Source organism: Halobacterium litoreum (genome assembly GCF_021233415.1).
Lineage (GTDB): Archaea > Halobacteriota > Halobacteria > Halobacteriales > Halobacteriaceae > Halobacterium > Halobacterium litoreum.
On record NZ_CP089466.1, the window covers coordinates 173,419 to 199,368 of the forward strand.

29 protein-coding genes and 1 tRNA gene are annotated in these 25,950 nt (G+C 68.3%); 15 read left to right on the forward strand and 15 right to left on the reverse strand.

Translation table 11 applies throughout. The features are described from left to right. Positions 1 to 28: 28 nt before the first annotated feature. A complete protein-coding gene (locus LT972_RS00930; RefSeq protein WP_232571318.1) occupies positions 29 to 247 on the forward strand; it encodes a DUF7511 domain-containing protein in 219 nt (72 codons plus the stop codon). Here the strand turns inward: LT972_RS00930 and LT972_RS00935 are convergent. The 3 genes from LT972_RS00935 to LT972_RS00945 are packed head-to-tail and all read right to left on the reverse strand — an operon-like array spanning position 244 to position 2,825. Further along, positions 244 to 753: an NUDIX domain-containing protein gene (locus LT972_RS00935; protein WP_232571319.1), complete on the reverse strand. Its 510-nt coding sequence runs from the start codon at positions 751 to 753 to the stop codon at positions 244 to 246. The two genes, LT972_RS00930 and LT972_RS00935, sit on opposite strands and share 4 nt — an antisense overlap. Continuing rightward, complete coding sequence (locus tag LT972_RS00940; protein WP_232571320.1) at positions 750 to 1,820, reverse strand: pyridoxal-phosphate dependent enzyme; 1,071 nt, start codon at positions 1,818 to 1,820, stop codon at positions 750 to 752. The genes LT972_RS00935 and LT972_RS00940 overlap by 4 nt, the downstream gene beginning before the upstream one ends. Positions 1,821 to 1,868: 48 nt before the next feature. Continuing rightward, positions 1,869 to 2,825, reverse strand: a complete 957-nt coding sequence (locus LT972_RS00945; RefSeq protein WP_232571321.1) for a succinylglutamate desuccinylase/aspartoacylase family protein — start codon at positions 2,823 to 2,825, stop codon at positions 1,869 to 1,871. Between the two features lie 87 nt (positions 2,826 to 2,912). Between LT972_RS00945 and LT972_RS00950 the strand changes: the two genes are divergently transcribed. Then, complete coding sequence (locus tag LT972_RS00950; protein WP_232571322.1) at positions 2,913 to 3,167, forward strand: DUF7536 family protein; 255 nt, start codon at positions 2,913 to 2,915, stop codon at positions 3,165 to 3,167. 48 nt (positions 3,168 to 3,215) lie between these two features. Then, a complete protein-coding gene (locus tag LT972_RS00955) occupies positions 3,216 to 3,812 on the forward strand; it encodes a hypothetical protein (protein ID WP_232571323.1) in 597 nt (198 codons plus the stop codon). On the opposite strand, the gene LT972_RS00960 is transcribed toward LT972_RS00955, so the two are convergent. Then, a complete protein-coding gene (locus LT972_RS00960) occupies positions 3,809 to 4,999 on the reverse strand; it encodes a potassium channel family protein (protein WP_232571324.1) in 1,191 nt (396 codons plus the stop codon). The genes LT972_RS00955 and LT972_RS00960 overlap by 4 nt on opposite strands. Before the next feature lie 117 nt (positions 5,000 to 5,116). On the opposite strand from LT972_RS00960, the gene citZ reads away from it, so the two are divergent. Further along, positions 5,117 to 6,253, forward strand: a complete 1,137-nt coding sequence (citZ, locus tag LT972_RS00965) for a citrate synthase (protein WP_232571325.1) — start codon at positions 5,117 to 5,119, stop codon at positions 6,251 to 6,253. A 54-nt stretch (positions 6,254 to 6,307) separates the two neighbouring features. Here citZ and LT972_RS00970 read toward each other — a convergent pair whose 3' ends face one another. Further along, on the reverse strand, positions 6,308 to 7,624 hold the full coding sequence (locus LT972_RS00970) for an MATE family efflux transporter (protein WP_390226323.1): 1,317 nt from the start codon (positions 7,622 to 7,624) through the stop codon (positions 6,308 to 6,310). Positions 7,625 to 7,888: 264 nt separating this feature from the next. Between LT972_RS00970 and ilvA the strand changes: the two genes are divergently transcribed. The 6 genes from ilvA to thsB all read left to right on the forward strand — a co-directional run bounded on the left by ilvA (position 7,889) and on the right by thsB (position 12,392). Then, on the forward strand, positions 7,889 to 9,118 hold the full coding sequence (gene ilvA / locus LT972_RS00975; RefSeq protein WP_232571327.1) for a threonine ammonia-lyase: 1,230 nt from the start codon (positions 7,889 to 7,891) through the stop codon (positions 9,116 to 9,118). A 45-nt stretch (positions 9,119 to 9,163) separates the two neighbouring features. After that, positions 9,164 to 9,547, forward strand: coding sequence for a Rid family detoxifying hydrolase (locus tag LT972_RS00980; RefSeq protein WP_232571328.1), 384 nt, complete (start codon positions 9,164 to 9,166; stop codon positions 9,545 to 9,547). 5 nt (positions 9,548 to 9,552) lie between these two features. Beyond that, entirely contained in the window at positions 9,553 to 9,741 is a 189-nt protein-coding gene (locus tag LT972_RS00985; protein ID WP_232571329.1) for a hypothetical protein, read from the forward strand. Positions 9,742 to 9,787: 46 nt separating this feature from the next. Beyond that, positions 9,788 to 9,869 (forward strand) — tRNA-Ser (locus tag LT972_RS00990). 344 nt (positions 9,870 to 10,213) lie between these two features. After that, on the forward strand, positions 10,214 to 10,516 hold the full coding sequence (locus tag LT972_RS00995) for a hypothetical protein (RefSeq protein ID WP_232571330.1): 303 nt from the start codon (positions 10,214 to 10,216) through the stop codon (positions 10,514 to 10,516). A gap of 208 nt (positions 10,517 to 10,724) precedes the next feature. After that, positions 10,725 to 12,392: a thermosome subunit beta gene (thsB, locus tag LT972_RS01000; protein ID WP_232571331.1), complete on the forward strand. Its 1,668-nt coding sequence runs from the start codon at positions 10,725 to 10,727 to the stop codon at positions 12,390 to 12,392. 254 nt (positions 12,393 to 12,646) lie between these two features. Here the strand turns inward: thsB and lrp are convergent, their stop codons facing one another. After that, a complete protein-coding gene (gene lrp, locus LT972_RS01005) occupies positions 12,647 to 13,132 on the reverse strand; it encodes an HTH-type transcriptional regulator Lrp (protein ID WP_452176541.1) in 486 nt (161 codons plus the stop codon). Positions 13,133 to 13,232: 100 nt separating this feature from the next. On the opposite strand from lrp, the gene glnA reads away from it, so the two are divergent. Next, on the forward strand, positions 13,233 to 14,588 hold the full coding sequence (glnA, locus tag LT972_RS01010) for a type I glutamate--ammonia ligase (RefSeq protein WP_232571333.1): 1,356 nt from the start codon (positions 13,233 to 13,235) through the stop codon (positions 14,586 to 14,588). On the opposite strand, the gene LT972_RS01015 is transcribed toward glnA, so the two are convergent. The 6 genes from LT972_RS01015 to LT972_RS01040 all read right to left on the reverse strand — a co-directional run bounded on the left by LT972_RS01015 (position 14,570) and on the right by LT972_RS01040 (position 20,289). Next, positions 14,570 to 15,397 (reverse strand): phosphatase PAP2 family protein, encoded by an 828-nt coding sequence (locus tag LT972_RS01015; protein WP_232571334.1) that lies wholly within the window; start codon positions 15,395 to 15,397, stop codon positions 14,570 to 14,572. The two genes, glnA and LT972_RS01015, sit on opposite strands and share 19 nt — an antisense overlap. Continuing rightward, positions 15,394 to 16,560 (reverse strand): YihY/virulence factor BrkB family protein, encoded by a 1,167-nt coding sequence (locus tag LT972_RS01020; RefSeq protein WP_232571335.1) that lies wholly within the window; start codon positions 16,558 to 16,560, stop codon positions 15,394 to 15,396. Before LT972_RS01020 ends, LT972_RS01015 begins: the two co-directional genes overlap by 4 nt. A 48-nt stretch (positions 16,561 to 16,608) precedes the next feature. After that, the gene (locus LT972_RS01025; RefSeq protein WP_232571336.1) at positions 16,609 to 17,724 is read right to left on the reverse strand and encodes a tRNA (guanine(26)-N(2))-dimethyltransferase; all 1,116 of its coding nucleotides are present in this window, start codon (positions 17,722 to 17,724) and stop codon (positions 16,609 to 16,611) included. Between the two features lie 73 nt (positions 17,725 to 17,797). Further along, entirely contained in the window at positions 17,798 to 19,108 is a 1,311-nt protein-coding gene (gene aceB / locus LT972_RS01030; protein WP_232571337.1) for a malate synthase AceB, read from the reverse strand. Continuing rightward, positions 19,098 to 20,144, reverse strand: coding sequence for an isocitrate lyase (aceA, locus tag LT972_RS01035; RefSeq protein ID WP_232571338.1), 1,047 nt, complete (start codon positions 20,142 to 20,144; stop codon positions 19,098 to 19,100). Before aceA ends, aceB begins: the two co-directional genes overlap by 11 nt. Continuing rightward, positions 20,137 to 20,289 carry a hypothetical protein gene (locus LT972_RS01040; protein ID WP_232571339.1) on the reverse strand — a complete coding sequence of 51 codons (153 nt, stop codon included), beginning with the start codon at positions 20,287 to 20,289 and terminating at the stop codon, positions 20,137 to 20,139. Before LT972_RS01040 ends, aceA begins: the two co-directional genes overlap by 8 nt. 254 nt (positions 20,290 to 20,543) lie before the next feature. Here LT972_RS01040 and LT972_RS01045 point away from each other — a divergent pair, with 254 nt between their 5' ends. Further along, positions 20,544 to 20,882 (forward strand): hypothetical protein, encoded by a 339-nt coding sequence (locus tag LT972_RS01045; RefSeq protein WP_232571340.1) that lies wholly within the window; start codon positions 20,544 to 20,546, stop codon positions 20,880 to 20,882. A 209-nt stretch (positions 20,883 to 21,091) separates the two neighbouring features. Here LT972_RS01045 and LT972_RS01050 read toward each other — a convergent pair whose 3' ends face one another. Continuing rightward, the gene (locus LT972_RS01050) at positions 21,092 to 21,544 is read right to left on the reverse strand and encodes a GNAT family N-acetyltransferase (protein WP_232571341.1); all 453 of its coding nucleotides are present in this window, start codon (positions 21,542 to 21,544) and stop codon (positions 21,092 to 21,094) included. A gap of 59 nt (positions 21,545 to 21,603) precedes the next feature. Further along, a complete protein-coding gene (gene hisH / locus LT972_RS01055; protein WP_232571342.1) occupies positions 21,604 to 22,260 on the reverse strand; it encodes an imidazole glycerol phosphate synthase subunit HisH in 657 nt (218 codons plus the stop codon). A 169-nt stretch (positions 22,261 to 22,429) separates the two neighbouring features. Here hisH and phnD point away from each other — a divergent pair, with 169 nt between their 5' ends. From phnD to phnE, 3 genes are all read left to right on the forward strand, one after another. Beyond that, positions 22,430 to 23,419 carry a phosphate/phosphite/phosphonate ABC transporter substrate-binding protein gene (gene phnD / locus LT972_RS01060; protein ID WP_232571343.1) on the forward strand — a complete coding sequence of 330 codons (990 nt, stop codon included), beginning with the start codon at positions 22,430 to 22,432 and terminating at the stop codon, positions 23,417 to 23,419. Positions 23,420 to 23,499: 80 nt separating this feature from the next. Then, positions 23,500 to 24,309 carry a phosphonate ABC transporter ATP-binding protein gene (locus LT972_RS01065; protein WP_232571344.1) on the forward strand — a complete coding sequence of 270 codons (810 nt, stop codon included), beginning with the start codon at positions 23,500 to 23,502 and terminating at the stop codon, positions 24,307 to 24,309. Then, positions 24,306 to 25,325 carry a phosphonate ABC transporter, permease protein PhnE gene (gene phnE / locus LT972_RS01070; RefSeq protein ID WP_232571345.1) on the forward strand — a complete coding sequence of 340 codons (1,020 nt, stop codon included), beginning with the start codon at positions 24,306 to 24,308 and terminating at the stop codon, positions 25,323 to 25,325. Before LT972_RS01065 ends, phnE begins: the two co-directional genes overlap by 4 nt. Here the strand turns inward: phnE and LT972_RS01075 are convergent. Beyond that, positions 25,322 to 25,909 (reverse strand): uracil-DNA glycosylase, encoded by a 588-nt coding sequence (locus LT972_RS01075; protein WP_232571346.1) that lies wholly within the window; start codon positions 25,907 to 25,909, stop codon positions 25,322 to 25,324. The two genes, phnE and LT972_RS01075, sit on opposite strands and share 4 nt — an antisense overlap. Positions 25,910 to 25,950: the final 41 nt, after the last annotated feature.

Sequence of the window (25,950 nt, forward strand, 5' to 3'; positions counted from 1 at the left end):
TTATGCCGTCGCCGAACGACTCGTAACTATGAAGCCCGGCTGCCGCAGCCGCCCCGACGACCCCGACCCGTCTCAGTCCCCCGCCGACAGCGACGCCGCCGCCGGGCGCGTCGCCGCGCGAATCGAGGCCGACGACGGCCGCGAGGAGTGTACCCTGTTCCCGGCCGACGCCCCCGCCCACGAACTCGTCACGACGTGGGTGACGGCCGCCGACGACGCGTTCGTCTCGCTCGACGACTGGCGCTAGTCCAGCGCGTCGAGGGCCGCCGCGACCCGCCGCTCGACGTGCGGGCGGAGCGGTCGCTCGCCCAGTTCTCCGACGGCCACCCACTCGACGGCGCTCGCGTCCGACCCCGCCTCGGGTGTTCCCGCGGCGTCCGCCGCGCGCGCCGCGTACCCCACGGAGACGACGTGCTTCTCGCCGGGCGATTCGAGTTGCGTCGCCTCCAGTAGCGTCAGCGCCGCCGGGTCGACGGTCAGCCCGGTCTCCTCTTCGAGTTCCCGCGAGGCGCCCTCACGGGGTTCCTCCTCGACTTCGAGGTGGCCGGCCGGAATCGACCAGTCACCGACGCCCGGTTCGGCCGTGCGCTCCACGAGCAGGACGCGCTCGCCGTCCACTACCGTCACGCCCGCACAGGGCACCGCGTTCCGGAACACCGGGCGCTCGCAGTCCTCACACCACTTTCGTTCCCGGCCGTCGAACGCCCAGTCGTCCAGTTTGGAACCGCACTGGTCGCAGTACCGGGGAATCATTTCTTCAGCCCGCTCCCGGTGAGCGCCACCGCCACGTCGTCGCCGGCGTCGAGGACGCCGCGCTCGCGGTAGGCTTCGAGGCCCGCCACCGCGACGGCGCTCGTCGGTTCGACGTAGAACCCGCGCTCGTGGAGCGCGCCGAGCGCGCGCTCGGTTTCGGCCTCGCCGCAGGCGATTGCGTCGCCGTCCGTCGCGTCGATGGCGTCCAGAATCTGGTCGAAGCGCGCGGGCTCCCGAATCTGGATGCCGTCCGCGACGTCGTTCGTCCCCGCCGCGCTCGCGCCGTGCAGTTCCGCGACGACGGGCGCGACGCCTTCGGCCTGCACGCCGAGCAGTCGGGGCACCGAGTCCGTCCAGCCCGCCGCCCGGAGTTTCGAGAAGCCGCGGTACGCCCCCAGAAAGAGCGTCCCGTGCCCGAGCGGCAAGACGACGGCGTCGGGGACGCTCCAGTCGCGCTGGTACGCGAGTTCGTACGCGAACGTCTCCGTGCCCGCGTAGAACGCCGGATTCCACGCGTGGCTCGCGTACCACGCGTCGCCGCCGACTGCTTCGCTGACGCAGGCGTCGGTCACGTCCTGTCGACTCCCCTCGATGCGGACGGGCGTCGCGCCCGCCGCCTCGATGGCGTCGAGTTTCGACTGCTTCGCGTCGGCGGGCACGTAGATGTCGGCGTCGACGCCGGCGCGCGCCGCGTACTGCGCGATGGCCGCGCCCGCGTTCCCCGACGAGTCCTCCACGACGCGCTCGACGCCCAACTCGGCCGCCCGCGAGAGCGTGAGCGCCGCGCCGCGGTCCTTGTAACTCCCCGAGGGGAACACGTAGTCGAGTTTGAACTGGGCGTCCCACTCGGGGGAATCGGCGACGGGCGTCCACCCTTCGCCGAGCGTCACCTCGGGGCCAACTGGGAGAAAGTCGGCGAACGCCCACAGACCCTCGCGCGTGTCCACGTCCGGGTCGCTCTCGGGAAGCGACACCGCCGGGAAGTCCAGCGCGTGCCCGCACTCGCAGCGCCACAGCTCGCCGGGACCGGAATCGTAGGTCGCGCCACACGACCGGCATTCGAGCATGTTCGGGGGGAAGACGCCGGGCTACCTGAGCGTGGCGGTGGCGGCGGACTAGAAGGAATCGACGTTCGTCCCGACCGAGCAGACGTACTCGCCGGTGGCGACCTGCGGGAGCCGTCGGCTCCGCCAGAAGATGCCGTCGCTGTCCGCGGTGACGGTGGCTTTCAGCGTGCCGAACACGTCCGTCACCTCGAAGAGCGTGTCGCCCGCCGAGACCTCCTCGCCGAGGTCGGCTTCGAAACTGACGAGACCGCCGACCGGCGAGCCGTAGCGGTCGAACTCCTTCGCGCGCGTCTGGGATTCCGTCTCCACGTCGCCGTCGAGGAAGCCGTAGTACCGGAGGACGTTGAACACGCCGTCGACGCCGTACCGAATCGACTCCTCGTCCCAGCCGACACAGCCGCCGAGCTCCGGGTCGATGGTGGGGATGCCGTCGTCCGGGCCGGCGCGCGCGAGTTGGCCGTCCGGCCCCTTCTGGTCGAGGACGTGGCCCGTCCCGAACACCTTCGCGAGTTCCAGGCACTCCGAGTGCATCCGGTGGTGGCGGCCACACCGCACCCGAACCTCGTTTATCATCCGGGAGGTCGACCCCTGGTGGAGGTCGAGGATGAGGTCGGCGTCCTCCGCGGCGGAGAACGTCGCGTGTGCGATGCGCTCAGAGGACGACCCGTTCGGGTTGCCGGGATACGCCCGGTTCATCTTCGTGTCGTCGATGGGGTTGCGGTGCTCCGCGACCTGGAAGGCGTGGTAGTTCGTGATGCCGACGACCCGCACCTCGCCGGCGAGGTCGGCGGGGTCCAACTGCGGGACGAACCGCCGGACGACGCCGACGCCGTTCAGTTCGTCGCCGTCGCTGGCGGCCTGCACGTACAGCGTCTTCCCGTCGCGTTCGCCGTTCACGACCGCGACCGGGAGGCCGACCGCGGTGCCGTCCCGGGTCTCGCCGACGGTGAGTCGGCCCGTGTCGAACTCCCCGGGGTCCGCGGACGCCGTGCCGAGCGTAGTCATCACGTGTAGAATCCGCCGGCCGCGCCTTGAGCGATTCGGTCCCGGAGAACCGACGGGGCTTTGGCGGGCCCGCCACAACCCTCGGGTATGTCCGAGCGGCCCGGCGTCGACAACTTCATGCGGACACTCGACGTGCGTCGACAGGCCAAACGCGGCTTCCTCGTGGGGATACTCGCCGCCGCCGCGACGTACTGGTTTTTCGTCGTCGCGTCGGGCGGGTCGGCGTACTCCAGTCTCTACCTGTTCGCGCTCGCGGCCGTGCTGGCGTTCACGCTCGGTCTGCTCGCGACGCTCGCGTTCACGGTCGGCGCGGCGTACCGCGTCTCGAAATCTCTCGATTGATACTGCCGGGAAAACGTTCTTGTAGGGGGAATCGGCTCCGTCCGAGAGATGCCGAAAGACGACTTCCCGGTTCGTCTCGCGGCGGCGATGGACGAGGACGGGGACGGCGGCGACAGCCTCCCGAAGGCGTCGGCGGTCGTCGCCGGCCTCCTCGCGCCGCTCCGCGGATTCGACAAGTCGACCGGGGGCAGGGAGTTCGAGGCCGAGTCGGCCGACCACGCGGAGAACCGGTACGCGTTCACGTGCGAGGTCGGATTCGGCGGACAGCGGTGTATCGCCCGCCTCGCCGTCTACCAGAAACACGGGTACGTGTACGCTCGCCACGGCCTCCACCCGACTGACTCCGGCGGCCTGCTCTCCAGAATCCGCGGTCGGTCGAGCAGTTACGACGCGCTGGGCGTCGACCCGGAGTGCGCGAGTGCGCTCGCCGAGCGCCGCGCGAAAATCGTCGCCGAGGGCGTCGAGGACCGCGTGACGACGACGCGAACCACCGACGACCCGGTCGGCTTCGAACTCCGGTTCGAGACCGCGGCCACGTCGATGCTGACGGTGACGGGGTTCTCGGACGGCCGCGACTACGTCTCCGTGCCGCTCCCCGACCTCGCGTTGCGGGCGCTCGTGGCGGAGCGCCGCGCGCTCGACTAGCCGGCGAACTCGCGGAGGCGCTCGGCGCCCGCCCGCGTCCCTTTCGCGAGCAACACGTCGCCCGCCCGCACCGCGGTCTCGGGGCCGGGCTGGACGACCCACTCGTCGCCGTCCTCGCCCGGCCGCCGCACCGCGATGACGCGCATCCCGGTCGCCGTCTCCACCTGTTCGTCGCCGAGCGTCGCGCCCGCGAGTCGCGCGCCGTCGGCCACGTCCACGCGAACGATGACCTCGTCGGACTCTTCGACGGCTTCCTGCACGACGACGTGGGTGTCGAGGCCGCGCAGGACGCCCTCGCTGATTTCCACGGCGGCGTCGCTGATGACCTCGGTGGCGGTCGCGATGTGGACGAGGCCGCGCAGCGAGACGGGGTCGTCGACGCGGCCCGCGGCGCGGAGCGTCCACGCCTCGAAGCGGGATTTGAGCGCGTCCACCTCGGCTTCGAGCGCGACGACCTCCTCGGCGAGGTCCGTCGAGTCGAACAGCACGGCGCCGTACGAGAGGTCGACCGCGAGTTCGCTCATGTTCTTCATCGTCACGAGCGAGTCCACCGCGCGTTCGAGGTCCGCGACCTCCTGTGCGGGCGGTTCGGGCGGTTCGTAGGCGTCGCCGGTCGCGCCCTCGTAGACGTCCGCGACGCCGGGTTCGGGGCCCCGCAGGAGCAACACGTCGCCCGCGCGCAGGTCGGTGTCTCGGCCCGGATTCAGAATCCAGTCGCCGCCCCGCCGGATGGCGATGACGCGCACGCCGGTCTCGGTTTCGAGGTTCGCGTCCGCGAGCGTCGCGCCCGCCCACCGCGAGTCCGGGGCGAGTTCGGCGCGCACCAGCGTCTCGACGGCCTCCGGGAGCGCCGACCGCACCGCGTCCGGTACGCCGACCTCTTCGAGGACGACCTTCGCGATGTCGCCCGCCGCGTCGCTTATCTTCTCGGCCGCGCCGACGACGCCGAGGACGGGCGCGAGCGCCTCGGCGTCCTCGGGGTTGCGCGCCGCCATGAGGAGGCTCATCCGGGCGCGCATCTGGAGGACGTCCATCTGCTCTTCGAGTTCGAGAACCTCCGCGGCCACGTCCGCGCTGCCGTGGAGGACCGCCGAGTACGACAGGTCGATGAGGAGTTCGGCGGTGTCTTTCATCTCCGCGAGCAGCGCTTTCACGCTCGCCGGCTCGTACTCGACGCGGCCGCTCATGGCTGGACGTTCGCCCCGGCCCGCGTTAAACGTTCGTGCGCGACAGCCGGAACGGCTTGCCGGATTCGGCGCGCTTGAACCGATACCCATTAGGAGCGCCCCCAGCGACGCTAAGCCATGTCCGAGGAACTCAAGAAGGGTCTCGAGGGCGTGCTCGTCGCCGAGTCCGAACTCAGTTACATCGACGGCGACGAAGGGAAACTGGTCTACCGCGGGTACACCATCGAGGACCTCGCGCGCGACGCGAGCTACGAGGAAGTCCTCTACCTGCTCTGGCACGGCCGCCTCCCGAATCGCGACGAACTCGCGACGTTCCGCGACGACATGGCGGCCCACCGCGACCTCGACGACGACGTCTACGACCTCGTCGAGGACCTCGCGGCCGCCGACGAGGACCCGATGGCGGCGCTCCGCACGGCCGTCTCGGAACTCTCGGCGTTCGACGACGACGCCGACGCGGACCCGACCGACCGCGACGCGAACCTCCGCAAGGGCAAGCGCATCACCGCGAAGATTCCGACAATCGTCGCGGCGTTCACGCGCCTCCGCGACGGGAACGACGCGGTCGAACCCCGCGAGGATCTCGACCACGCCGCGAACTTCCTCTACATGCTCAACGACGAGGAGCCCGACGACGTGCTCGCCGACGTCTTCGACCAGGCGCTCGTGCTCCACGCCGACCACGGCCTGAACGCGTCGACGTTCTCCTCGATGGTCACGTCCTCGACGCTCGCTGACCTCCACTCCGCGATTACGTCCGCCGTCGGCACGCTCTCCGGGAGCCTCCACGGCGGCGCGAACGCGAACGTCATGCGCATGCTGAAGGAGGTCGACGACAGCGACATGGACCCCGTCGAGTGGGTCGAGGACGCCCTCGACCGCGGCGACCGCGTGATGGGCTTCGGCCACCGCGTCTACAACGTCAAGGACCCGCGCGCGAAGATTCTCGGCGAGCAGTCCGAGGACCTCGGCGAGGCCGCCGGCGACACGAAGTGGTACGAGATGAGCGTCGCCATCGAGAACTACATGGCCGAAGAGAAGGGCCTCGCGCCGAACGTCGACTTCTACTCCGCCTCGACGTACTACCAGATGGGCATCCCCGTCGACATCTACACGCCCATCTTCGCGATGTCCCGCGTCGGCGGGTGGATTGCCCACGTCCTCGAACAGTACGAGGACAACCGCCTCATCCGGCCGCGCGCCCGGTACGTCGGCGAGGAGGACCGCGAGTTCCCGGACTTCGACGAGCGGTAACGCTCCGGTAGGCCGCTTCACGCCGATTCTTCTCGCAGTTCGTTTCGCACTCGGTCAGTCGGTGGGCTCCGCGTCGCCGCCGCGTTCGGCCATCATGTCCGCCGCCCGAGTCGCCCAGTCGCCGTAGTGGAAGCCGGCGGCGACGACGGCGGCCATCCAGACGTTCGCGAGCGCGACGCCCCAGTACGCGCCCGAGACGCCCCAGCCGAGGGTGACGCCGGCGACGTAGGAGAAGCCGAGCAGGAACCCGAACATCCCCGTCGCCCGGGCGACGAGGGGGACGCGGGTCTCGCTGGCGCCCTGTAGCGCGCCCGACAGCGCGACGAACGCGACGAGGAACGGCGCGCTCAGGCCGTACGCGCGGGCGAACCACGTTCCGTACCGGAGCGTCTCGGGGTCGTCGGCGAGCAGGGCGACGAGCGGGCGCGCGAAGTACGCGAGCGCGACGCCGATGGTGCCGACAGTGACGAGACCGAGGGCGGCGACCGCCCAGCCGTCGTAGCGCGCGCGCTTCGGGTCGCCCTCGCCGAGGGCCTGTCCGACGACGACGTTCGCGGCGACGCTGTAACCGCGGGAGAGCGGGCCCGTGACCTGCTGGTAGGCGCGCCGACCGATCTGGAAGGCGGCGTTGACGTTCGTGCCGAACGTCAGGAGGAGCGCGTTGAACGGGAACTCCGCGAGCGCGGAGGTCATCCCCTCGGCGATTTTCGGGGTGCTGACGACGAACAACTGCTTGGTGATGACCGCCGACTCGGGGCGCGCGAACCCGGCGGCGGTGTAGCCCGACGCGATGGCGAGACAGAGCACGACGGCGGTGAAGACGTTCGCACCGGCGGTGGCGGCGCCGACGCCGACGACGCCCAGTTCTGGGAGGCCGAAGTAGCCGAGGCCGAGGCCGACACTCCCGACGATGTTCCCGACGTTCGAGACGGCGTTGACGTACATCGGGGTGCGGGTGTCGCCCGTGCCTTGGAGGGAGCGCGCCGCGATGAGGGAAACGTGGCGCGCGGGCGCCGTGAGCAGGACGACGGCGAGGTAGGTGCCGCCGAGTTCGACGACGTTCGGGTCGGCGCCGAGCAGGCGGATGGCGGCCGGGCCGAACAGCGCGCCGAACGCGGCGAACGGGATGCCGGCGAGCGCGCCGAGCGCGATGGCCTGCGTGACGGCTTCGTCGCGGGTGGCGGCCGCCCCCCTGCCGGTGTCCTGACTTGAGAGGCTGATGGCGCCGCCGCCGAGGCCGAGGCCGACGCGCAGCGGGAATCGGGCGTAGAGGTCGGCGAGACCGACGGCGACGACGGCGGCGGGCGAGATGGCGGCGGTGACGACCACGTCGACGGTGCGCATCAGCGTGCGGAGCGTCTGCTCGGCCATCACCGGCCACGCGAGCGCGAACACGCGCTTCCACACCGTCCGCAGTCGCGAGTACACAGCGGACCGTCGCGGGCGGGTGGAAAGTGCGTGTCGGTCGCGGTAGTCCGTCCGACCGCGGGACGGCGTCCAGTTTCACTTTCACTTCGCTTTGGTCGGTTTTATTGCAATCGCGGTCCTCGTCACGACCGTCACACGCTTTTCCCCGGTTCCTTGCGGTCGGTCGCATCACCAACCGTTAACAGTAGTTCCGCCGTAGCCTCGCGTATGCTCGAATACGACGACGTGCTGGCGGCCCGCGACCGCGTCGCGGACGTCGCTCGACACACACCGCTGGACTACTCGCACACGTTCTCGGACATGACCGGCGCGGACGTCCACCTGAAACTGGAGTGCTTCCAGCGCACGGGGTCGTTCAAGATTCGGGGCGCGAGCAACCGCATCCGCACGCTCTCCGACGAGGAGCAGGCCGCTGGCGTCGTCACCGCCTCCGCCGGCAACCACGCGCAGGGCGTCGCGCTCGCCGCCAGTCGGTCGGGCGTCGACTCGAAGGTCGTGATGCCCGAGACCGCGCCCATCTCGAAGATAAAGGCGACCAAGAGTTACGGCGCGGAGGTCGTCTTGGAGGGCGCTGACTACGACGAGGCCCAGGCCCACGCCCACGAACTCGAGGAAGCGGAGGGGCGGACGTACGTCCACGCGTTCGACGACGAGTACATCATGGCCGGACAGGGAACGCTCGGCGTCGAAATCACCGAGGACCTCCCGGACCTCGACACCGTCGTCGTCCCCATCGGCGGCGGCGGCCTCATCTCCGGCATCGCCACCGCGGTCAAGGCCCACAACCCCGACGCGCGCGTCGTCGGCGTGCAGGCCGAGGGCGCGTCGACGGTCGCTCGCTCCCTCCAGAAGGGCCACCCCGAGGGCGTCGACTCCGTGGACACCATCGCGGACGGCATCGCCGTGCGGAAGGTCGGCGAGCGGACGTTCCCCGTGATTCGGGAGCGCGTCGACGAAGTCGTCACCGTCTCCGACGACGAAATCGCGACCGCGCTCGTGTTGATGCTCGAACGCGGGAAGACGCTCGTCGAGGGCGCGGGCGCGACGCCGCTGGCCGCCGTCCTCGAAGAGAAGTTCGACTACGAGGACGACGAGACCATCGTCCCCGCGCTCTGCGGCGGGAACATCGACCTGAACCTCCTCTCGACGGTCATCATGCGCGGGCTCGTCGACCAGGGCCGGTACGTGAAGATTCGCACCGTCCTCAAGGACCGCCCCGGGTCGCTCAACGACCTGCTCGACATCGTCGCCGAGGAGCGCGCGAACATCTACGCCATCCAGCACGACCGCACCAACCGCGACATCGCGATGAACGCGACCGAGGTCGAACTCGACCTCGAAACCCGCGGCCCCGAGCACGTCGACGGCCTCCTCGACCGCATCCGCGACGAGGGCTTCGACGTGACCGTGCTGAACGGGCCGCGCCCGCAGGCCTGACCCGGACGCCGTGGGTTTAAGGCGGACGACTGCGACCCCATCTGTATGAAACGCATCATCGAGACCCCCGACGCTCCCGCGGCGGTCGGCGCGTACAGCCAAGCGACCACGGACGGCGACATCGTCTTCACCGCCGGACAGATTCCGATGACGCCGGACGGCGACCTCCTCGACGACGAGGAAATCGCGGTCCAGACACGACAGAGCCTCGAGAACGTCAAAGCCATCCTCGAAGAGGAGGGCCTGAACATGCAGGACGTCCTGAAGGTCTCGGTGTTCATGGACGACATCCAGGACTTCGACGAGATGAACGACGCCTACAAGGAGTACTTCCAGGACAATCCGCCCGCGCGCTCCGCGGTCGAGGTCGCGAACCTCCCGAAGGGCGTCGGCATCGAAATCGAAGCCATCGCCGCCCAGCGCGACTGACGGCGATGGACGCGCGCACGAAAGCCAGCCTCCTCTGGGGCGTCATCGGCGCGCTCGCCTTCCTCGTGCTCGCGCAGGCGTACCTGTTCGCCGCCGGCGAAACGGTCGGCTTCGAACCCACCGTGGGCATCGCCGTCGTCGTCGCCGTCGCCGCCACGGTCACGGCGTACGTCTTCGACGGCTACCTCCACTGACGCGAAAAGAAGGGTTTAAACGCCCGACCCCGGTACGGTAGACTGGGCCGGGATGGCCGAATGGCAAAGCGCACGCCTGGAAAGCGTGTCCCCTTACGGGGTTCAGGGTTCAAATCCCTGTCCCGGCGTCTTCTTCCGATACCGCGTCCGAAGCGGCGCGTCTCGTCGCGCCGCGTGACGCGAAGTGTGTAGTCGCCGCAGGGGTTCGAACCACGGCAGACCGAGCGGTGCGAGGTTGCGACGCAACCTCGGAAAGACGAACGGTGAAACCGTGAGTCAGCGAGGTCTGGCATCGGGTTCAAATTCCGGCGCGGCGAAGCCGCGCCGACCCTCGCGAACGCGGATGCCACTATCAGTGGTAACTATAGCCGGTCGCAGTAGAACCCGTTAGCCACGGCGTTCGACCGTTAACACACCCATAAGACGGAGTAGCCGACGCATAGTGAAGGTGGCGCGGTGGCCGTCGTTGGGTATGGCGACGTGCGAGGAGAATCCGGCGGAGACGCTGTCGAGTTTGGGGATGTTGGAGCGTCTGCGCTTCGAGGTGGCGGACGAACAGTTCGAGGGGTACTCGCATCGGAAGCGCGTGGAGGACGACCGGCTGTGGGTGGTCGTGCGAACGCGGGAGGACCGGGTGTTCCGCATCGAGACGCAGTGGGCGAACGGCTGGCTGGCGCCGCTGGTCGACGAGTACGACGGCGGCGAGGATTCGGTGGAGCCGGTGGGGACGCTCTCGTCGGTTGAGGCGCTCGGGTACGCGTCGGGCGGCGCGTAGCCGGGCCGCCGGCCGGGCGTGCCACTCACTCACAGACTTAAAGCCCGCCATCTACCCGGCGAACCTTGTGACTACTTATCACACTATTCGGGTGTTTCAGGACCGCTCGGTGATGTTCGTACGGGGTTGCTGTCCACGACCGGCGTGGCTCCCGGACTGGATTGGCCAAACATTTATATAGAAGCACATTCAATCTATCCGGTACACCATGGCTCAGCAACAGCGAATGCAGGGACAGCCGATGATCATCATGGGCGACGACGCACAGCGCGTCAAGGACAAGGACGCCCAGGAACACAACATCTCCGCCGCCCGCGCGGTCGCCGACGCCGTACGCTCCACGCTCGGCCCGAAGGGCATGGACAAGATGCTCGTCTCCTCGATGGGCGACGTCACCGTCACCAACGACGGCGTCACCATCCTCCAGGAGATGGACATCGACAACCCCACCGCGGAGATGATCGTCGAAGTCGCCGAGACCCAGGAAGACGAGGCCGGCGACGGCACGACGACGGCTGTCGCCATCGCGGGTGAACTCCTCAAGAACGCCGAGGAACTCCTCGAGCGCGACATCCACCCGACGGCCATCATCAAGGGCTACAACCTCGCCGCCGAACAGGCCCGCGAGGAAGTCGACAACATCGCCATCGACGTCGACCCCGACGACGAGGACCTCATTCGCTCCGTCGCCGAGACCTCCATGACGGGCAAGGGCGCGGAACTCGACAAGGAACTGCTCTCCGGCATCATCTACGACGCCATCAAGCAGGTCTCCGTCGAGACCGAGGACGGCGAGGTCGTCGTCGACGCCGCCAACATCAACATCGAGACCCAGACAGGCCGCTCCTCCAGCGAGAGCGACCTCCTGCGCGGCGCCGCCATCAGCAAGGACCCGGTCCACGACGAGATGCCGACCGCGGTCGACGACGCGAAGATTCTCCTCCTCAACGAGGCCGTCGAAGTCGAGGAGGCGGAAGCCGACACCTCGGTCAACATCGAGAGCCCCGACCAGCTCCAGTCCTTCCTCGACCAGGAGGAGAAACAGCTCAAGGAGAAGGTCCAGCAGATCGTCGACACCGGCGCGAACGTCGTCTTCTGCCAGAAGGGCATCGACGACATGGCCCAGCACTACCTCGCGAAGGAGGGCATCCTCGCGGTCCGCCGCACGAAGAAGTCCGACATCGAGTTCCTGACGAACGTCCTCGACGCGTCCGTCGTCACGGACCTCGACGCCGCGACCGAGGCCGACGTCGCGTCCGGCTCCGTCACGCGCGACGACGAGGACGAACTGTTCTACGTCGAGGGCGCCAGCGAGAAGGCCCACGGCGTCACCATCCTCCTGCGCGGCTCCACCGACCACGTCGTCGACGAACTCGAGCGCGGCGTCACTGACGCCCTCGACGTGTCCGCGCAGACGCTCTCGGACGGCCGCGTCCTCCCCGGCGGCGGCGCCATCGAGGTCGAACTCGCGGACCGCCTCCGCACCTTCGCGGACTCCGTCTCCGGCCGCGAGCAGCTCGCCGTCGAGGCGTTCGCGGACTCCGTCGAACTCGTCCCGCGCGTCCTCGCGGAGAACGCGGGCCTCGACTCCATCGACACGCTCGTCGACCTGCGCTCCGCACACGAGTCCGGCGAGGAACGCACCGGCCTGAACGTCCTCTCCGGCGAACTCGAGGACACCTTCGAAGCCGGCGTCGTCGAGCCCGCTCACGCCAAGGAGCAGGCCGTCACGAGCGCCAGCGAGGCCGCGAACCTCGTCCTCAAAATCGACGACATCATCTCCGCGGGCGACCTGTCCACGGACAAGGGCGACGACGAAGGCGGTGCCGGCGGCATGGGCGGCGGTATGGGCGGCGGCATGGGCGGCATGATGTAAAATCGGTCCAGAAGCCACCCACTTCCACTCCGTCTCGCACCGCTCGCTGACCGGCCGACGTTTTCTTTCGACGCAGACCGCGTAGCGACGGCGTTCGATGCGGTAGTGTGCTCGCTCTTCGACCCGGGGCGCGGCCCGCGAGGACGTTCGCCGACTGAGCGAGCGCGCGGACGGCGACCTCGTCGACTACACGACGAACAGGTTCCAGCGCGACGGGCTGTCAGTGGCGTACTGACGCTCGCGCCGCGGGAGCGTCACTCGTCGCCGGCGTCGAGTTCGAACTGCTCGTTCTCGGCGGCGGCGTTGAGGACGACGCTCGTGGAGGACTCCTTGATGTCGGCGTCCGATAGCAGTTCCTTGATGAGCGCGTTCATGTCGTCGGTGTCGGTGAACTTCCCGACGGCGACCACGTCGTAGTCGCCGGTGACCTCGTACACCGAGACCATCTGTTTGTGGCCGCGGAGGCGGTCGGTGATGTCGGGGAGGGCGCCGCCCTCGACTTTGAGTTGGAGGATGGCGGTGACGTCGTAGCCGAGTTCGTCGTAGTTCACGACGGGCGTGTACCCCTCGATGACGCCCTGGTCTTCGAGCGTCTGGAGGTGATTCGAGACGGTGGTGACCGAGACGTCGAGGTCGTCGGCGAGGCTACGGAGGCTGGCGCGACCGTCGCCGAGCAGTTCGTTCACGAGGCGGACGTCGAGGTGCTCGTAGGTCATACACTCCGCTACCGACTCCACGATATAGAAGTTTACGAATGTCCAATTCTACCGCGGACAGGGATACTTACCCCAAGCGATACTGCTTTATTGGTGGCTGTAGTCGTACTCTCTGTCCAGAGAGATGACGAACGGAAACCCAGAACTCACCGAACGCGAGCAGGACGTACTCGAGGAAATCGAGGCCCAGAACATCGACTTCCTCCGCCTCCAGTTCACGGACATCCTCGGCACCGTGAAGAACGTCTCCATCCCCGCCCACCAAGCGGAGAAGGCGTTCACGGAGGGCATCTACTTCGACGGCTCCTCCATCGAGGGGTTCGTCCGGATTCAGGAGTCCGACATGCGCCTCGACCCCGACCCCGAGACGTTCGCCGTGCTCCCGTGGCGCGACAACGGCGAGGGCGGGAGCGCCCGCCTCATCTGTGACGTCGTCGACCGCGAGGGCCGCGCGTTCGCCGGCGGCCCCCGGCAGGTCCTGAAGAACGTCCTCTCGCGCGCCGAGGACATGGGCTACACCGTGAGCATCGGCCCGGAACCCGAGTTCTTCCTGTTCGAGAAAGACGACGACGGGAAGGCCACGACCGTCCCCCACGACACGGGCGGCTACTTCGACCTCGCGCCGAAGGACCTCGCGTCGGACATCCGCCGCGAAATCATCTTCACGCTCGAGAAGATGGGCTTCGAAATCGAAGCCAGCCACCACGAGGTCGCCGACGGCCAACACGAGATCAACTTCAAGTACGACGACGCGCTCACCGCCGCGGACAACATCGCGACGTTCCGCGCCGTCGTGCGCGCTGTCGCCGAGCAGAACGACGTCCACGCGACGTTCATGCCCAAGCCCATCGGCGAAATCAACGGGTCGGGCATGCACAGCCACATCTCGCTGTTCGACGAGGACGGCAACAACGCGTTCGCCGACGACGACGACGAGTTCAACCTCTCCGAGACGGCCTACGCGTTCATGGGCGGCGTGCTCGACCACGCGCCCGCCTTTACCGCCGTCACGAACCCGACGGTGAACTCCTACAAGCGCCTCGTCCCCGGCTACGAGGCCCCCGTCTACATCGCGTGGAGCGACGTGAACCGCTCCGCGCTCATCCGCGTCCCGGACGCCGCGGGCGTCTCCGCGCGCTTCGAGATTCGGTCGCCGGACCCGTCGTGTAACCCCTACCTCGCGCTCGCCGCGGTCATCGCGTCGGGCCTCGACGGCATGGAGAACGGCGCCGACCCGGGCGACGCGGTCCGCGAGGACATCTACGAGTTCGACGAGGAGAAACGCGACGAGTACGGCATCACCACGCTCCCCGGCAACCTCGGGCAGGCTGTCACGGCGCTCGAAGACGACGAGGTCGTCGCCGAGGCGCTCGGCCCGCACGTCACCGAGAAGTTCGTGGAAGCGAAACGCGAGGAGTTCGCGGAGTACAAGGCCTCGGTCTCCGGCTGGGAGAAAGACCGCTACCTCGAGACGTTCTGAACCGCCGGCAGCGCGACGAACGCCACGCCCGCAAGGGCGTGTGCGCCGACGATTACCGGCGCCGCGGCCTCCATTTTCAGCGTGAGCGCGGCCGACCCGCCGAGCACCGCCACCGCCGCGAGCGCGGGCGCGGTGCGGACGGGCGCGTCGAGCGCGTTCCGCGAGTCGACGACCAGCCACCCGGCGAGCGCGCCGACCGTCCCGCCGAGCGCGGCGACGGCGTCCTCGGTTGGGCCGAGCAGGCCGACAGCGGCGACGGCGAGCGCGACGGCGAGCGCGAAGCCGTACGCGACGCGGCGCCGCGTCAGCGCGAGCGCGACGCCGACGAACGCGAGGCCGAGTGCCGTCCCCGCGACCACGTCCACGAGGTAGTGGACGCCGAGCGCGAGGCGCGTGAACGCGACGAACACGACGAAGCCGCCCGCGGCGAGCGCGCGTCGCGCCCGAGAGCCGACGCCGAGGAGCGCGGCGACGGCGCCGTAGAACGCCGCCGCGCCGGTGGCGTGGCCGCTCGGGAAGCCGTTGCCGTCCTCGGCTATCAGCATCACCGTCTCCGGCGGGCGCGGCTCCGCGAACGCGCCCTTCGTGAGGACGACGAGCGCGAGCGCGCCGATGCTCACCGCGAGCAGGCGCGCGCCGTTCCGGCGGGAGAGCCACGAGCGCCGCGGCCCGAACAGGTAGAGCGCGGGGCCGACGGTCGTGATGAACCACGTGCTCCCGAGGAACGTCAGCGCGACGAGCGCGGGGACGAGGGCGTCGGGGACGCTCCCGGCGATAGCGTCCGTGACGCCGACACCGCGTCCGGTCATGAGCGCCACGACCGTACGCGGTCAGCGACTCGCCCTGGCAGTCCGAACGCGCTCGCGGTGACGCCGAACAACACCATCAGCGTGTAGAGACCGAGCGTCGAGAGCCACACGACGACCATCGCGAGTATCGCCCACCCGCCGGAGAGGTAGGCGAACGCGCCGACGGTCATCGCGGTGCCGTACAGCAACACGAGGTACGGCCCCCAGCCTCGCGCCTTCCCGCGGCGGAGTCGGGTGCGGACGTACTGTTTCAGGTCCGTCTCCAACTCCGATTTGCTCACGGTCTTGGCGTCGAGTTCCTCGCGGAGCGCCTCGACTTCCGCGCCGAGTTCCGCGACGTCCGGCGCCTCGTCGGGCGGTTCGCGCTCGACCTCGGCCTCGTCGTCAGTTCGTCCCGACAGCACGGCGTTGAGTACCGCCCCGACCGTGATAACGATGCCGCCGAAGTACAGCAGGGTGACGAACAACAGCGCCGCGCCGAGCAGGCCGTACACTTCGAGGCTGACGACGCTCGCGTACACGCGGAACGCCTCCGCGAGCACCGTCCAGCCGAACGCCGCGAACGCCGCGCCGGGGAGCGCGTCGCCCGCGGTCATCGGGACGTCCGGGAACACGTAGTACGCCGGCAGGAACAGCAGGGTCAGGGAGAGGAACAGCGTCACGCTCGCGGTGGCGTTGACGTAGGGGACCATCCCGAGCGAGGGCGCGAGCACGCCGATGGCGACCGACGCGGCGACCGCGAGCGGAATCGTGAGCAGGACGACGAGCGCGTCGAACAGCTGTTTCGGGAGCGGTTCGACGAAGTCGGAGCCGTAAATCTGGGAGAACGCCACGTCCAGTCCGCGGAACAGTTTCAGGCCCGACCACGTCAGCAACGCGACGCTCACGACGGTCGCGCCGGTGCGCCCGCGGGCGTTCGTGAGCGCGTCCCGCACGGCGTCCTGCCCGGTCTCGGAGAGGAACTGTTCGAGGCCGTCGACGACCACGTCGACGAGTTGTTCGCCGCCGAACGCCGTCCCCACTGCAATGCCCAACAACAACAGGGGGATGACGGAGACGAACGCGTAGTACGCGACGGCGGCCGCGAGGAACGTCACCTGCTCGTCGCGGGCCGCCGCGAGCGTCCGTTTGGCGACGCCGACGGCGCGTCCGATTCGAGTCACGTCACCGACTTCGACGGCCCGAAATATAAAACGGGTTACTGACGCGCCTCAGAGAATCGCGGCTTCGACGTCCGCGAGCGTTCCGTCGGTCTTGAACGTCGTGCCGCCGAAGTGCGTGCGGGAGGCGTCGAGGCCGGCGTCCCGCAACTGGTCGAGGAACTCGTCCATCCCAATTGCGGGTTCCGACCACCGGCCGTAGAGGCGGTGCTGGTCGAAGTGCGTCGGCTCGTGGAGTTCGCCCTCGATGGTCGTCAGGAGTTTCGACGCGCGCTCGGCCTTCCCCATGTCCTCAGTGAGGTGTTCGCGCACGCGAGCGACGAACGCTTCCTCGTGGGCCGGGCCGAGCCACACCGGGCCGGCGGTCAACACCTGTTCGCCGCCGCAGTGCGCACACTCGTCGCGGGGGTCCGAGAGCAGGCCGAACTCGTGCTCGCGGTGGAGACACTGCTGGCAGTGGTAGACGTAACCGAGTTCGTCGAGCGTCTCGTTGGCGTCCGTCGCGCGATGGGAGAGGTCGAGGTACGTGCGCACGTAGTGGTCGCTGACGTGGCTCAGGATGGGCGTGACGCCCACGTCGTAGCGCGCCGCCGTGCGCGCGAGCGCGGACAACAACACGCGGAGCCCCATCTCGGCGTGGTACTCGGTGTTCCGCGGGACGGCGGAGTACTTCCGGACGCCGGACTCGAAGTGCGCGCCACACAGCGGCGCGGTGTCGGTCGCGGTGACGCAGACGAGGTTCCGGGCGTTCGCGAACGTCGCGTCCGCGAACGGAATCGGCGACCCGAACGGGTCGACGTCCACCACGTCGAACACGCGCTCTTGGTCGTGGAGGAGGCTGTTGACGTTCCGCTGGACGACCTCGCCGTCGAGGTCGTTGCGCGCGAGATTCTCCCGGGCGAGTTCGACGGCGTCCGGATCGAGGTCGGCGAGCGTCGCGTCCCAGTCGTTCGCGGCGGCGCGCACGCCCCGGATGCCGCTCGCGGTCATCGCGTCGAGGTAGGACGCGGCGCGCGGTTCGCGGTCGCGGTACGCCGACAGTGTCGCCACCGTCAGGTCGCGGTTGAGTTCCTGCGTCTCGTTGAAGAACACGTCGTCGGCGGCGCCGTCGCCGCCGCCCGACGCCGTCGGAACCTCCACGGTGACGCCTCCCTCCTCGACGAGCATACCGCTACTCGGCGGCGTCGGGAAAAAAGGACGACGGTTGGCGGGCGCGGCGCGGTCGCGGCGAGCGCACCCGCTATCCGAGTTCGGTCGCGCGCTCCACGACCTCGCGTCCGTACCGGTCGGCGAGCGCGTCGTGCTGGTCGGGGCGGTGCTCGTAGACGTCCTGGAAGAGGTCGATTGGCGTCTTCGCGGCCTGATACGTGGCCTCGTCCCACATTCGGTCGGCCTCGATGTCCACCGGGACGCCGTCGATTTCGACGGTCGCCGCGCGCGTCATCGCGATGGCGCCCTTCCCGGCCTCCTTCGCGGCCTCGAACTCCGCCATCGAGTCCACCATGTCGGCCATGCTCGGGACGTACGCCGCGCGCCTGAGCAGTTCCTCGCGAAGGTCGTCGGCGTTGAGTTCCTGCTCGCGCCCGTCGACGCGAAGGACGTAGCCGTCGCCCGTCTCTTCGAGGCCGAGGGCGTCCCCGTCGTACACCCAGCGTTCGTCTTCCGCGCGGAGTTCGCCTTCGCCCTCGCCGTCGTCGAGGAGCCAGTAGCCCGACGCGGGCGGCAGGGGTTCCGTGTTCGCCTCCACGACCTGTCCCGGCGTCAGCGACCAGATGCCGGTCATTCCCTTCGCGCGGTTCTCGGTCATGCGCTCGCGGTAGCCCGCGACGTCCCGGATGTCGTCGAACGGGCCGTCGACCGCGATGAGGCCGGCGGCGCTCGCGCCCCGCGAGGTGTTGTGGCGCAGTTCGGGCCACGGCGGGAGTTCGCCGGTCGGCGTCATCCCGCGCATGTCCTTCGTGTAGTCGACCTCGCCGTCCACGAGCAGGAACAGGCGTTCGAGGTTGTTCGAGGGCTTCCCGGCCTCCTCGCGGATGTCGCCCATCGCGAGTTCGGCCTCCCCGCTCTCGATGATGACGGACATCGAGAGGCTCCCCGGGTCGAGGCCGTGCTCGGTTTCGACTCTCGTGAGCGCCTCGTCGGCTTTCTTCCAGTCGTCGATGTCGCCCACCTCGGGAATCACGAAGCCGTCGAGGTGGTCGACGGCGCCCCCGTCGGGGTCGGCCATCGCGAGCATCTGCCGGAACCCCGCGTACCGGGTCGCGGGGTCGTCGCGGTGCCAGACGACCCGCGGGTGAATCTCGCCGGGGAAGTCGGCGCCGTGCTCGCTGACGACCTCGACGACGTTCTCGACGCCCTGCTCGCGCATCGACGGCGCGGTGGCGTCCTCGTTGTCCGGCACCCAGACGTCCGGCGCCTCCATCCCCCGGAGTCGGGCGGCGCTCCGGAGCATCTTCGCGGAGTCGTCGCCGCCCTCCACGGCCGTCGGGGACGTGAAGAACGTCCGCACGAACTCGCGGTCGTAGTGGCGCGCGGTCGGGTCAGTCGTCATCGGACTCCGCGGCCGCGTCCTCGGCCGTGATGGGGTCGGACTCGTCCTCGCTGTACCCCTCGGACTGCTCGATGCGGCGCTTGGCCTCCGGGTCGAACTCCGTCTCGATGTCCTGGTACCGGGAGACCAGCGAGAGGTCGTGGTGGCTCTCCGTCTCGTGGCCGAGGTAGCGGTCTTCGAGGTCGAACTGCGCCTGCTCGGCGTTCTCCTCGATGTTCACCATGTCCTCGTAGACGGCGTGCGCACCGGAGTGCAGGCCGAAGAGGGTGATGAAGATGTACTTGTAGCCGAGGTCGCCGAGTTCCTCGAACGTGAGGGGGTCGTCCTGCTCGCTCCACGCGAACGACGACGAGTAGTTGAACGCCAAATCGAGGTCCGGGTGGGTCTCGTGGATGGTCTCGGCGTACTCCACGGCGTCCTCCCGACTCGGGTCGGGCATCTCCGGCCACACGAGATCGACGCCCGCGTCCGCGTAGATGCGGCCGCGTTCGAGGTGTTCCTCCCAGTCGCCGTTCGCGGAGCCGTAGGCGTCGGTGCGCGCGATAATCACCGTGTCGTCGCTCTGCTTCGCGTCGACGGCGGCCTCGAAGCGCGCGCGAGCCTTCTCCCGGGAGACGATCTGCTTGCCCGCGATGTGGCCACAGCGCTTCGGCGTCGTCTGGTCCTCGATGTGGATGGCGGCGACGCCCGCCTTCTCGTACTCGCGGACGGCGCGCCGGACGTTGTGGACGCCGCCGTAGCCGGTGTCGCAGTCCGCGACCACCGGCAGGGAGGTGGCGTCGACGATTCGCTTGGCGTTCTCGACCATCTCGGTCATCGACACCATCTCGAGGTCGGGGTAGCCGAACTGCCCGAGAACGGTGGAGTAGCCGCTCATGTAGACTGCGTCGTGGCCGGCGCGCTCGGCGAGCCGAGCGTCGAGGGCGTGGTAGAGGCCGGGCGCGAACACGTACTGGTCGTCCAGCAGGTCGCGGAACTCGCGGGCCGCGGGGTTGTCGATGTCTCGTCGCGTGTAGTCGGGGTACTCGTCAGTCATCGGTTGGGTCGGTGGGGTCGGCGGTCGGTTCGTCGAGGCGGTGGCTGCGGACGGTCTCGTCGAGCCACGTCTCGCGGTCGTAGTCGGTTCGCATGTCGGGGACGACTGGGGCGCCCGTGTTCTCTATGTCAGTGTAGGTTGGCATCGGCGTTCTCTGGGGGTCTGCGGTCGGGTGGCGGTGCGCGTCTGGGTGTGTGTCGGACCGTGGTGGCCTGCTACGGACATTGCGACCTGTGAGGCGCGGACCACACGAATAAAGTTAATGATTAATCATGTATATTGCTGTGGGTACAATGAATAATCATTAAGAAATCAGATTGACACGTGTGAACGCACCACACGACTCGCCGCCCTCGCCCAACCGAACCTGCTAAACCGCGCCCCACCCAACGAACGCCCGTGTCTGAGGTCGACGACTGGCGGACCGCACTCGCCGACACCGGCGAACTCACCGCCCCGATTACGGAACGCCTCCTCGCCGACCACGGCGACCGCGGCCAACGCGCCATCCAAGCCGCCAGCGAAGGCCGCGTCAAACAGTACAACGACTTCACCGTCGTCGTCGGCCACGAAGACGAATACATCGTCGAAGACGGCTCCTGCAACTGCCACGACGCCCAGTACAACCTCGCCCCCGACGAATCCTGCTGGCACGCCATCGCCGTCGACATCGCCGAACGCGTCGGCGAAGTCGACCACCACGACATGTTCTACAGCGAAGTCCGGGACTTCCTCTGAGACGCACTTTTTGCTGCGCTTGGGCGCGCAGAGCGCGCCCTGCGCTGGCAAAAACTTGCGGAAAAAGCACTCCTCACTCCAGCGCGCCTTCGGCGCTTAGTCGCTCGTCGGCCGCTGCTCCCTCGCGCTGCTCGGTCGCAGAGTGGACCGCGACCCTTCCGGGGTCTTCGACCCGCTCGGGTCGCGGATGCTCGCTGTCGGCTGTGTCGTCAGGCGCTCTGCTCGTCCTCGTCGTCACGTCGCCGATGCACCATCCACGACAGCGGTTCCGGGTCGCCGTCCGGGTGTTCGATGGCCTCGTCCATCACCTCGAAGCCACAGGCCTCGTAGAAGGGGACGAGGCCCTCGCGGGCGAGCAGCGACGGCGCGACGTCCTGTAGCCGGGGGTGTTCTCGGACGGCGGCCATCACCTCGCGGCCGACGCCCTCGCCGCGGTCGTCGGCGGCGACGATGACGTCGTACACCATCGCGTAGTAGACGTAGTCGGTGAGGATTCGGGCGGCGCCGACCGGGTCGCCCGCCTCGTCGCGGACGAGCACCGTCTCGTCGGTGTTCTGGAGCGCGCGGCGCACGCTCTCGGGGTCGCGGTCGGCCCACCAGCCGTACTCGCGGTACAGCGAACACAACTCCTCGGCGGTCGCACCGTACTCCACGGCGGTCATACGTCGACTCTCTCGGAGACGGACAAAAGCGTTCGTCGGGTGTGCGATGGCGTGCCGGGCTACTGGTCGGCGCAGATGTCCACGAAGTTCCGGAGGATTCGCAGGCCGGTCTCTCCGGACTTCTCGGGGTGGAACTGCGTCCCGAAGACGTTGCCCTCGTCGTTCGCCACGATGGACGGGAACGTCGTCCCGTAGTCGGTCTCCGCGACGACGTGGTTCTCGCTCTCGACGGTGGCGTAGTAGGAGTGGACGAAGTACGCGTACTGGCCGTCGACGCCCTCCACGAGCGGGTGGTCCCGAACCACGTCGAGTTCGTTCCACCCCATGTGGGGGACCTTCACGTCGCCGGTGAACCGGACGTTCCGGCCCGGAATCAAGTCGAGGCCCGTGGCGTCGCCCTGTCCCGCGCGCTCGGCCTCCTCGCTGGAGGTCAACAGCATCTGCATCCCCAGACAGATGCCGAACAGCGGGCGGCCGTCGTCGGCTGCGTCCGCGAGCGCGTCCCGGAACGGGCCTGCGTTCTCCATACCGTCGCCGAACGCGCCGACGCCCGGCAGGACGATGCCGTCCGCGTCGTCGAGCGCGCCCGGGTCGTCGGAGACGGTCACGGCGGCGTTCGCGCGCTCGAGACCGCGCGTGACGCTCCGGAGGTTCCCGAGTCCGTAGTCAACGACGACGACGGACGCCGTCGTCTGGTCGGTGGCCGTCGTACTCATGGCTCCGTCTACGCACACCGCGCGCAAGTCCCTTTCCCATCGGTGATTTCTGCCTCCTCTCGGTAGGTCTATGTATTACTTCACATTCGAGTTGTGGGTGCTGTACACGTCTGTGGATAGTTTAGAAAACTTTTTCAGTATTCTACAGAATCTCTACCCGTATCCCCCCATGGACCGACGTGACTTCCTGAAGACGGCGGGTGCGGCATCGACCCTCGGAATCACCGGACTGAGCGGCTGCCTGGGCATCGGCGGCGGCGGTAGCGGATCGGCCTCGATGACCTTCGGCGGCGACAGCCAGGTCAACTTCGGCATCTCGCCGTCCGTCCCCCAGGAGGACCTCAACGCCCAGTACTCCCCGCTCCTCGACCACATCGGGAGCCACCTCCGGGAGAACCACGACGTCCCGGAGGGCCTCAAGGTCGACGGCACCATCGGCAGCAACTACAGCGCCGTCATCCAGTCGCTCGGCCAAGGTACGATGGACGTCGCCGAAACCGGGCCGTTCGCGGCCGCGCTCGGCGTGAAGTCCGAGAACTCCGAAATCATCCTCCAGCGCTACGGCTACGGCGGCTGGACGTACAAGAGCATCATCGCGGTCCCGAACGACAGCGACATCACCGAACTCTCGGACCTCGCCGGGAAGACAGTCGCGTTCTCCGACCGACTGTCCACCAGCGGCGCGCTGTACCCGCTGTACAGCATCTCCTCGGAAGGCGGCCTCGACGTGGGCGACCTCCCCGAAGGAAACGGCTCGCAGGCCGAGTTCGACGCGCGGTTCGCCGGCGGCCACGTCGGCTCGTACACGCTCCTCGAACAGGGGAAAGTCGACGCCGCCGCGATGGGCGGGTTCGTCCGCGACACGAAGACCGGCCCGGCCCCCGAGGAGTGGCAGAGCGTCGCGACGACGCTCCACGAGGACTCCGGTCTCCCGCGTGCCCCCATCGTCGTCTCCCCGGAACTCAGCGACGACGCCAAGACGGCCATCCAGAAGGCGTTCACCGAAGGCCCGGATAGCATCTACTACGGCGCCGACGGCGAGGAAGGAACCGACGACGACCTCTGGTTCGGCGACGTCCGGGAAGCGACGAGAGACGACTACCAGTCGGTCATCGACGTCGCGAACGAACTCGGCGTCGGCCAGGAGATCTTCGAGTAGCGATTTAGCCAGCTGTCAGTCACGCTAGTTCGGGTCGTTTTTCCCGCGGCCCCACAATTTGCCGGTCAAGAGGTTATCAGATGCCCACCATCGAATTCGACAACGTAACAAAGATATACGACGGTGACACCGTCGCTCTCGACGACATCTCCTTCACCCTGGAGGAAGGCGAGTTCGTAATCCTCCTCGGTCCGTCGGGCGCGGGGAAATCCACGATGCTCCGCGTGCTGAACGGCATCACCGAACCGACCGAAGGCGCAGTTCGGGTCGGCGGCGAGGAAATCGGGAACAACCGCAGCGAAGTCGGGATGGTCTTCCAGGAACACTACCTCATCGAGAGCAAGAGCGCGTTCGGGAACGCCCTCACCGGCGCGCTCGCCCGGAACGGGCTCCTGGGGAGCGCGCTCGGCCTCCAGTCGGACGACGACAAAGTTCGCGCGCTCGAAGCGCTCCAGACCGTTGGCCTGCTCGACGAGGCCGGCCAACGCGCCGAATCGATGAGCGGCGGGCAGAAACAGCGCGTCGGCATCGCACGCGCACTCGTTCAGCAACCCGAGATTCTGCTCGCGGACGAACCGGTCGCCAGCCTCGACCCGAAGGCCGCCCGCGACGTGATGCGCTACCTGAAGAAGGCGGCGCTCGAACAGGACCTCACGACGGTCACGAGCCTCCACCAGGTGAACATCGCCCGGGAGTTCGGCGACCGCTTCCTCGGTATCCGCGACGGCGAAGTCGTCTTCGACGGCGACACCGACGACCTCACGATGGACGAGATGGAACGCATCTACTACGAGGACGACGACGAGGGCAGCCTCGTCGCACCGGGCGCTGAGAGCGGTGACAGCGCGACCGGTCAGGAGTCGGCGGCCGACGGAGGTGAACACGCGTGAGTTCCGAATCCGCCGACACCGTGATTCGAGAGAAACTCCAGGGACTCGACCGCCTCCGCCGCCTCCGCTACGTGCTGTGGTTTGTGGTGGTCGCCGCGGTTCTCGGTATCACGTACTGGGGGATGGGCTTCGTCGGCTTCCAGGCCTACGTCGTCGCCGACCGGTTCCCGCAGATGTACGACTTCATCGCACAGGGGTTCTTCCCGCCGGACTTCCAGAGTTTCACCGTCTACACGAAAGAACGGGAGATTACCGGCCTCCGCGCGATTGCGGCGAGCTTCCGCGACGGCGGCGCGCCCATCATCGATAGCCTGCAGTCGTCGCGGCTCTCGCTGGTGAAAGCCAGCCTGGTGACGCTGCTGTTGGGCTTCATGGGGACCGTCATCGCGTTCCCGTTCGCGCTCATCCTCGGCGTGCTCGGTAGCGAGCGCGTCACGCCGTTCCCGTTCAACTTCCTCTTCCGCGGGACGCTCAGCGCCATCCGCGCGATTCCCGCTATCGTCTGGATCTTCCTCTACATCCCCATCGGCGCACCCAGTCAGATGACCGCGGTGCTCGCCATCGGGACCGACAGCATCGGGAACCTCGGTCGACTGTTCACCGACGACCTCGAGGAAATCGACGAAGGTCCGATCGAGGCCATCCGGTCTACCGGGGCGTCCAGCACGCAGACCGTGAGCTTCGGGATGCTCAGTCAGGTCTCCCGGTCGTTCATCGCGTGGACGCTGTACATCCTCGAAATCAACACCCGAATCGCCATCAGCCTCGGCGTCGTCGGCGCCGGCGGCCTCGGGCTGATGATCAAGAACAGCCAGAATCTCTTCCAGTTCCAGCAGACCGCGGCGGGCCTCATCATGGTGTTCGTCGTGGTGCTCGGCATCGAACTCATCTCCTCGCGCATCCGCGCACGGCTCCGCCCCGGCGAGCACTCCGGGAAGAGCCTCGTCGAAGCCGTCCGGGACCTCTTCGACCCCGGCAAGTGGCTCGGCGTCGGCAACCGCTCGAAGAACGACTAGTAGTCCCCTAACCGGGACTGCCCGCCCTCCGCGCCCGCCATCGTCGCCGCTTTCGCTATCGTCTCCCTGAACGTCTCCTTCTGACTCGCGTCGTACAGCGTCGCCGCCGGGTGGAGACAGACCAGCACGTCGCGGGCTTGGCCGCCGAGTTCGACGCGCTCGACGGTGCCGGCCTCGTTCGTGACCGCGAGGTCGCGTCCGAGTAAGTGTTCGCCCGGAACTTTCCCGAGTGTCACGACGACTTCGGGGTCGACGAGGTCGATTTCGCGTTCGAGGTACGGCCGGCAGTTCGCGAGTTCCTCGCTGCGCGGGTCGCGGTTGTCCGGGGGGCGACACCGAACGCAGTTCGTGATGCGAATCGCGTCCCGGGAGAGCCCGGCGTCCGCGAGTTCGACGTCGAGCACGTCCCCCGAGCGCCCGACGAACGGCACGCCCTCCTCGTCCTCGTTCGCGCCCGGCGCCTCGCCGACGAACAACACGTCCGCGTCCTCGGGGCCGTCGCCGTTGACGATGCGACTCCGGGACTCCACGAGGTCCGCGCACTTCGTACACGCGACCACGTCGAGCCCGTCCATCTCGTCCATGCTCCCAACTCTCACTCACGTCGTGTTAAGCGTTCCATCGA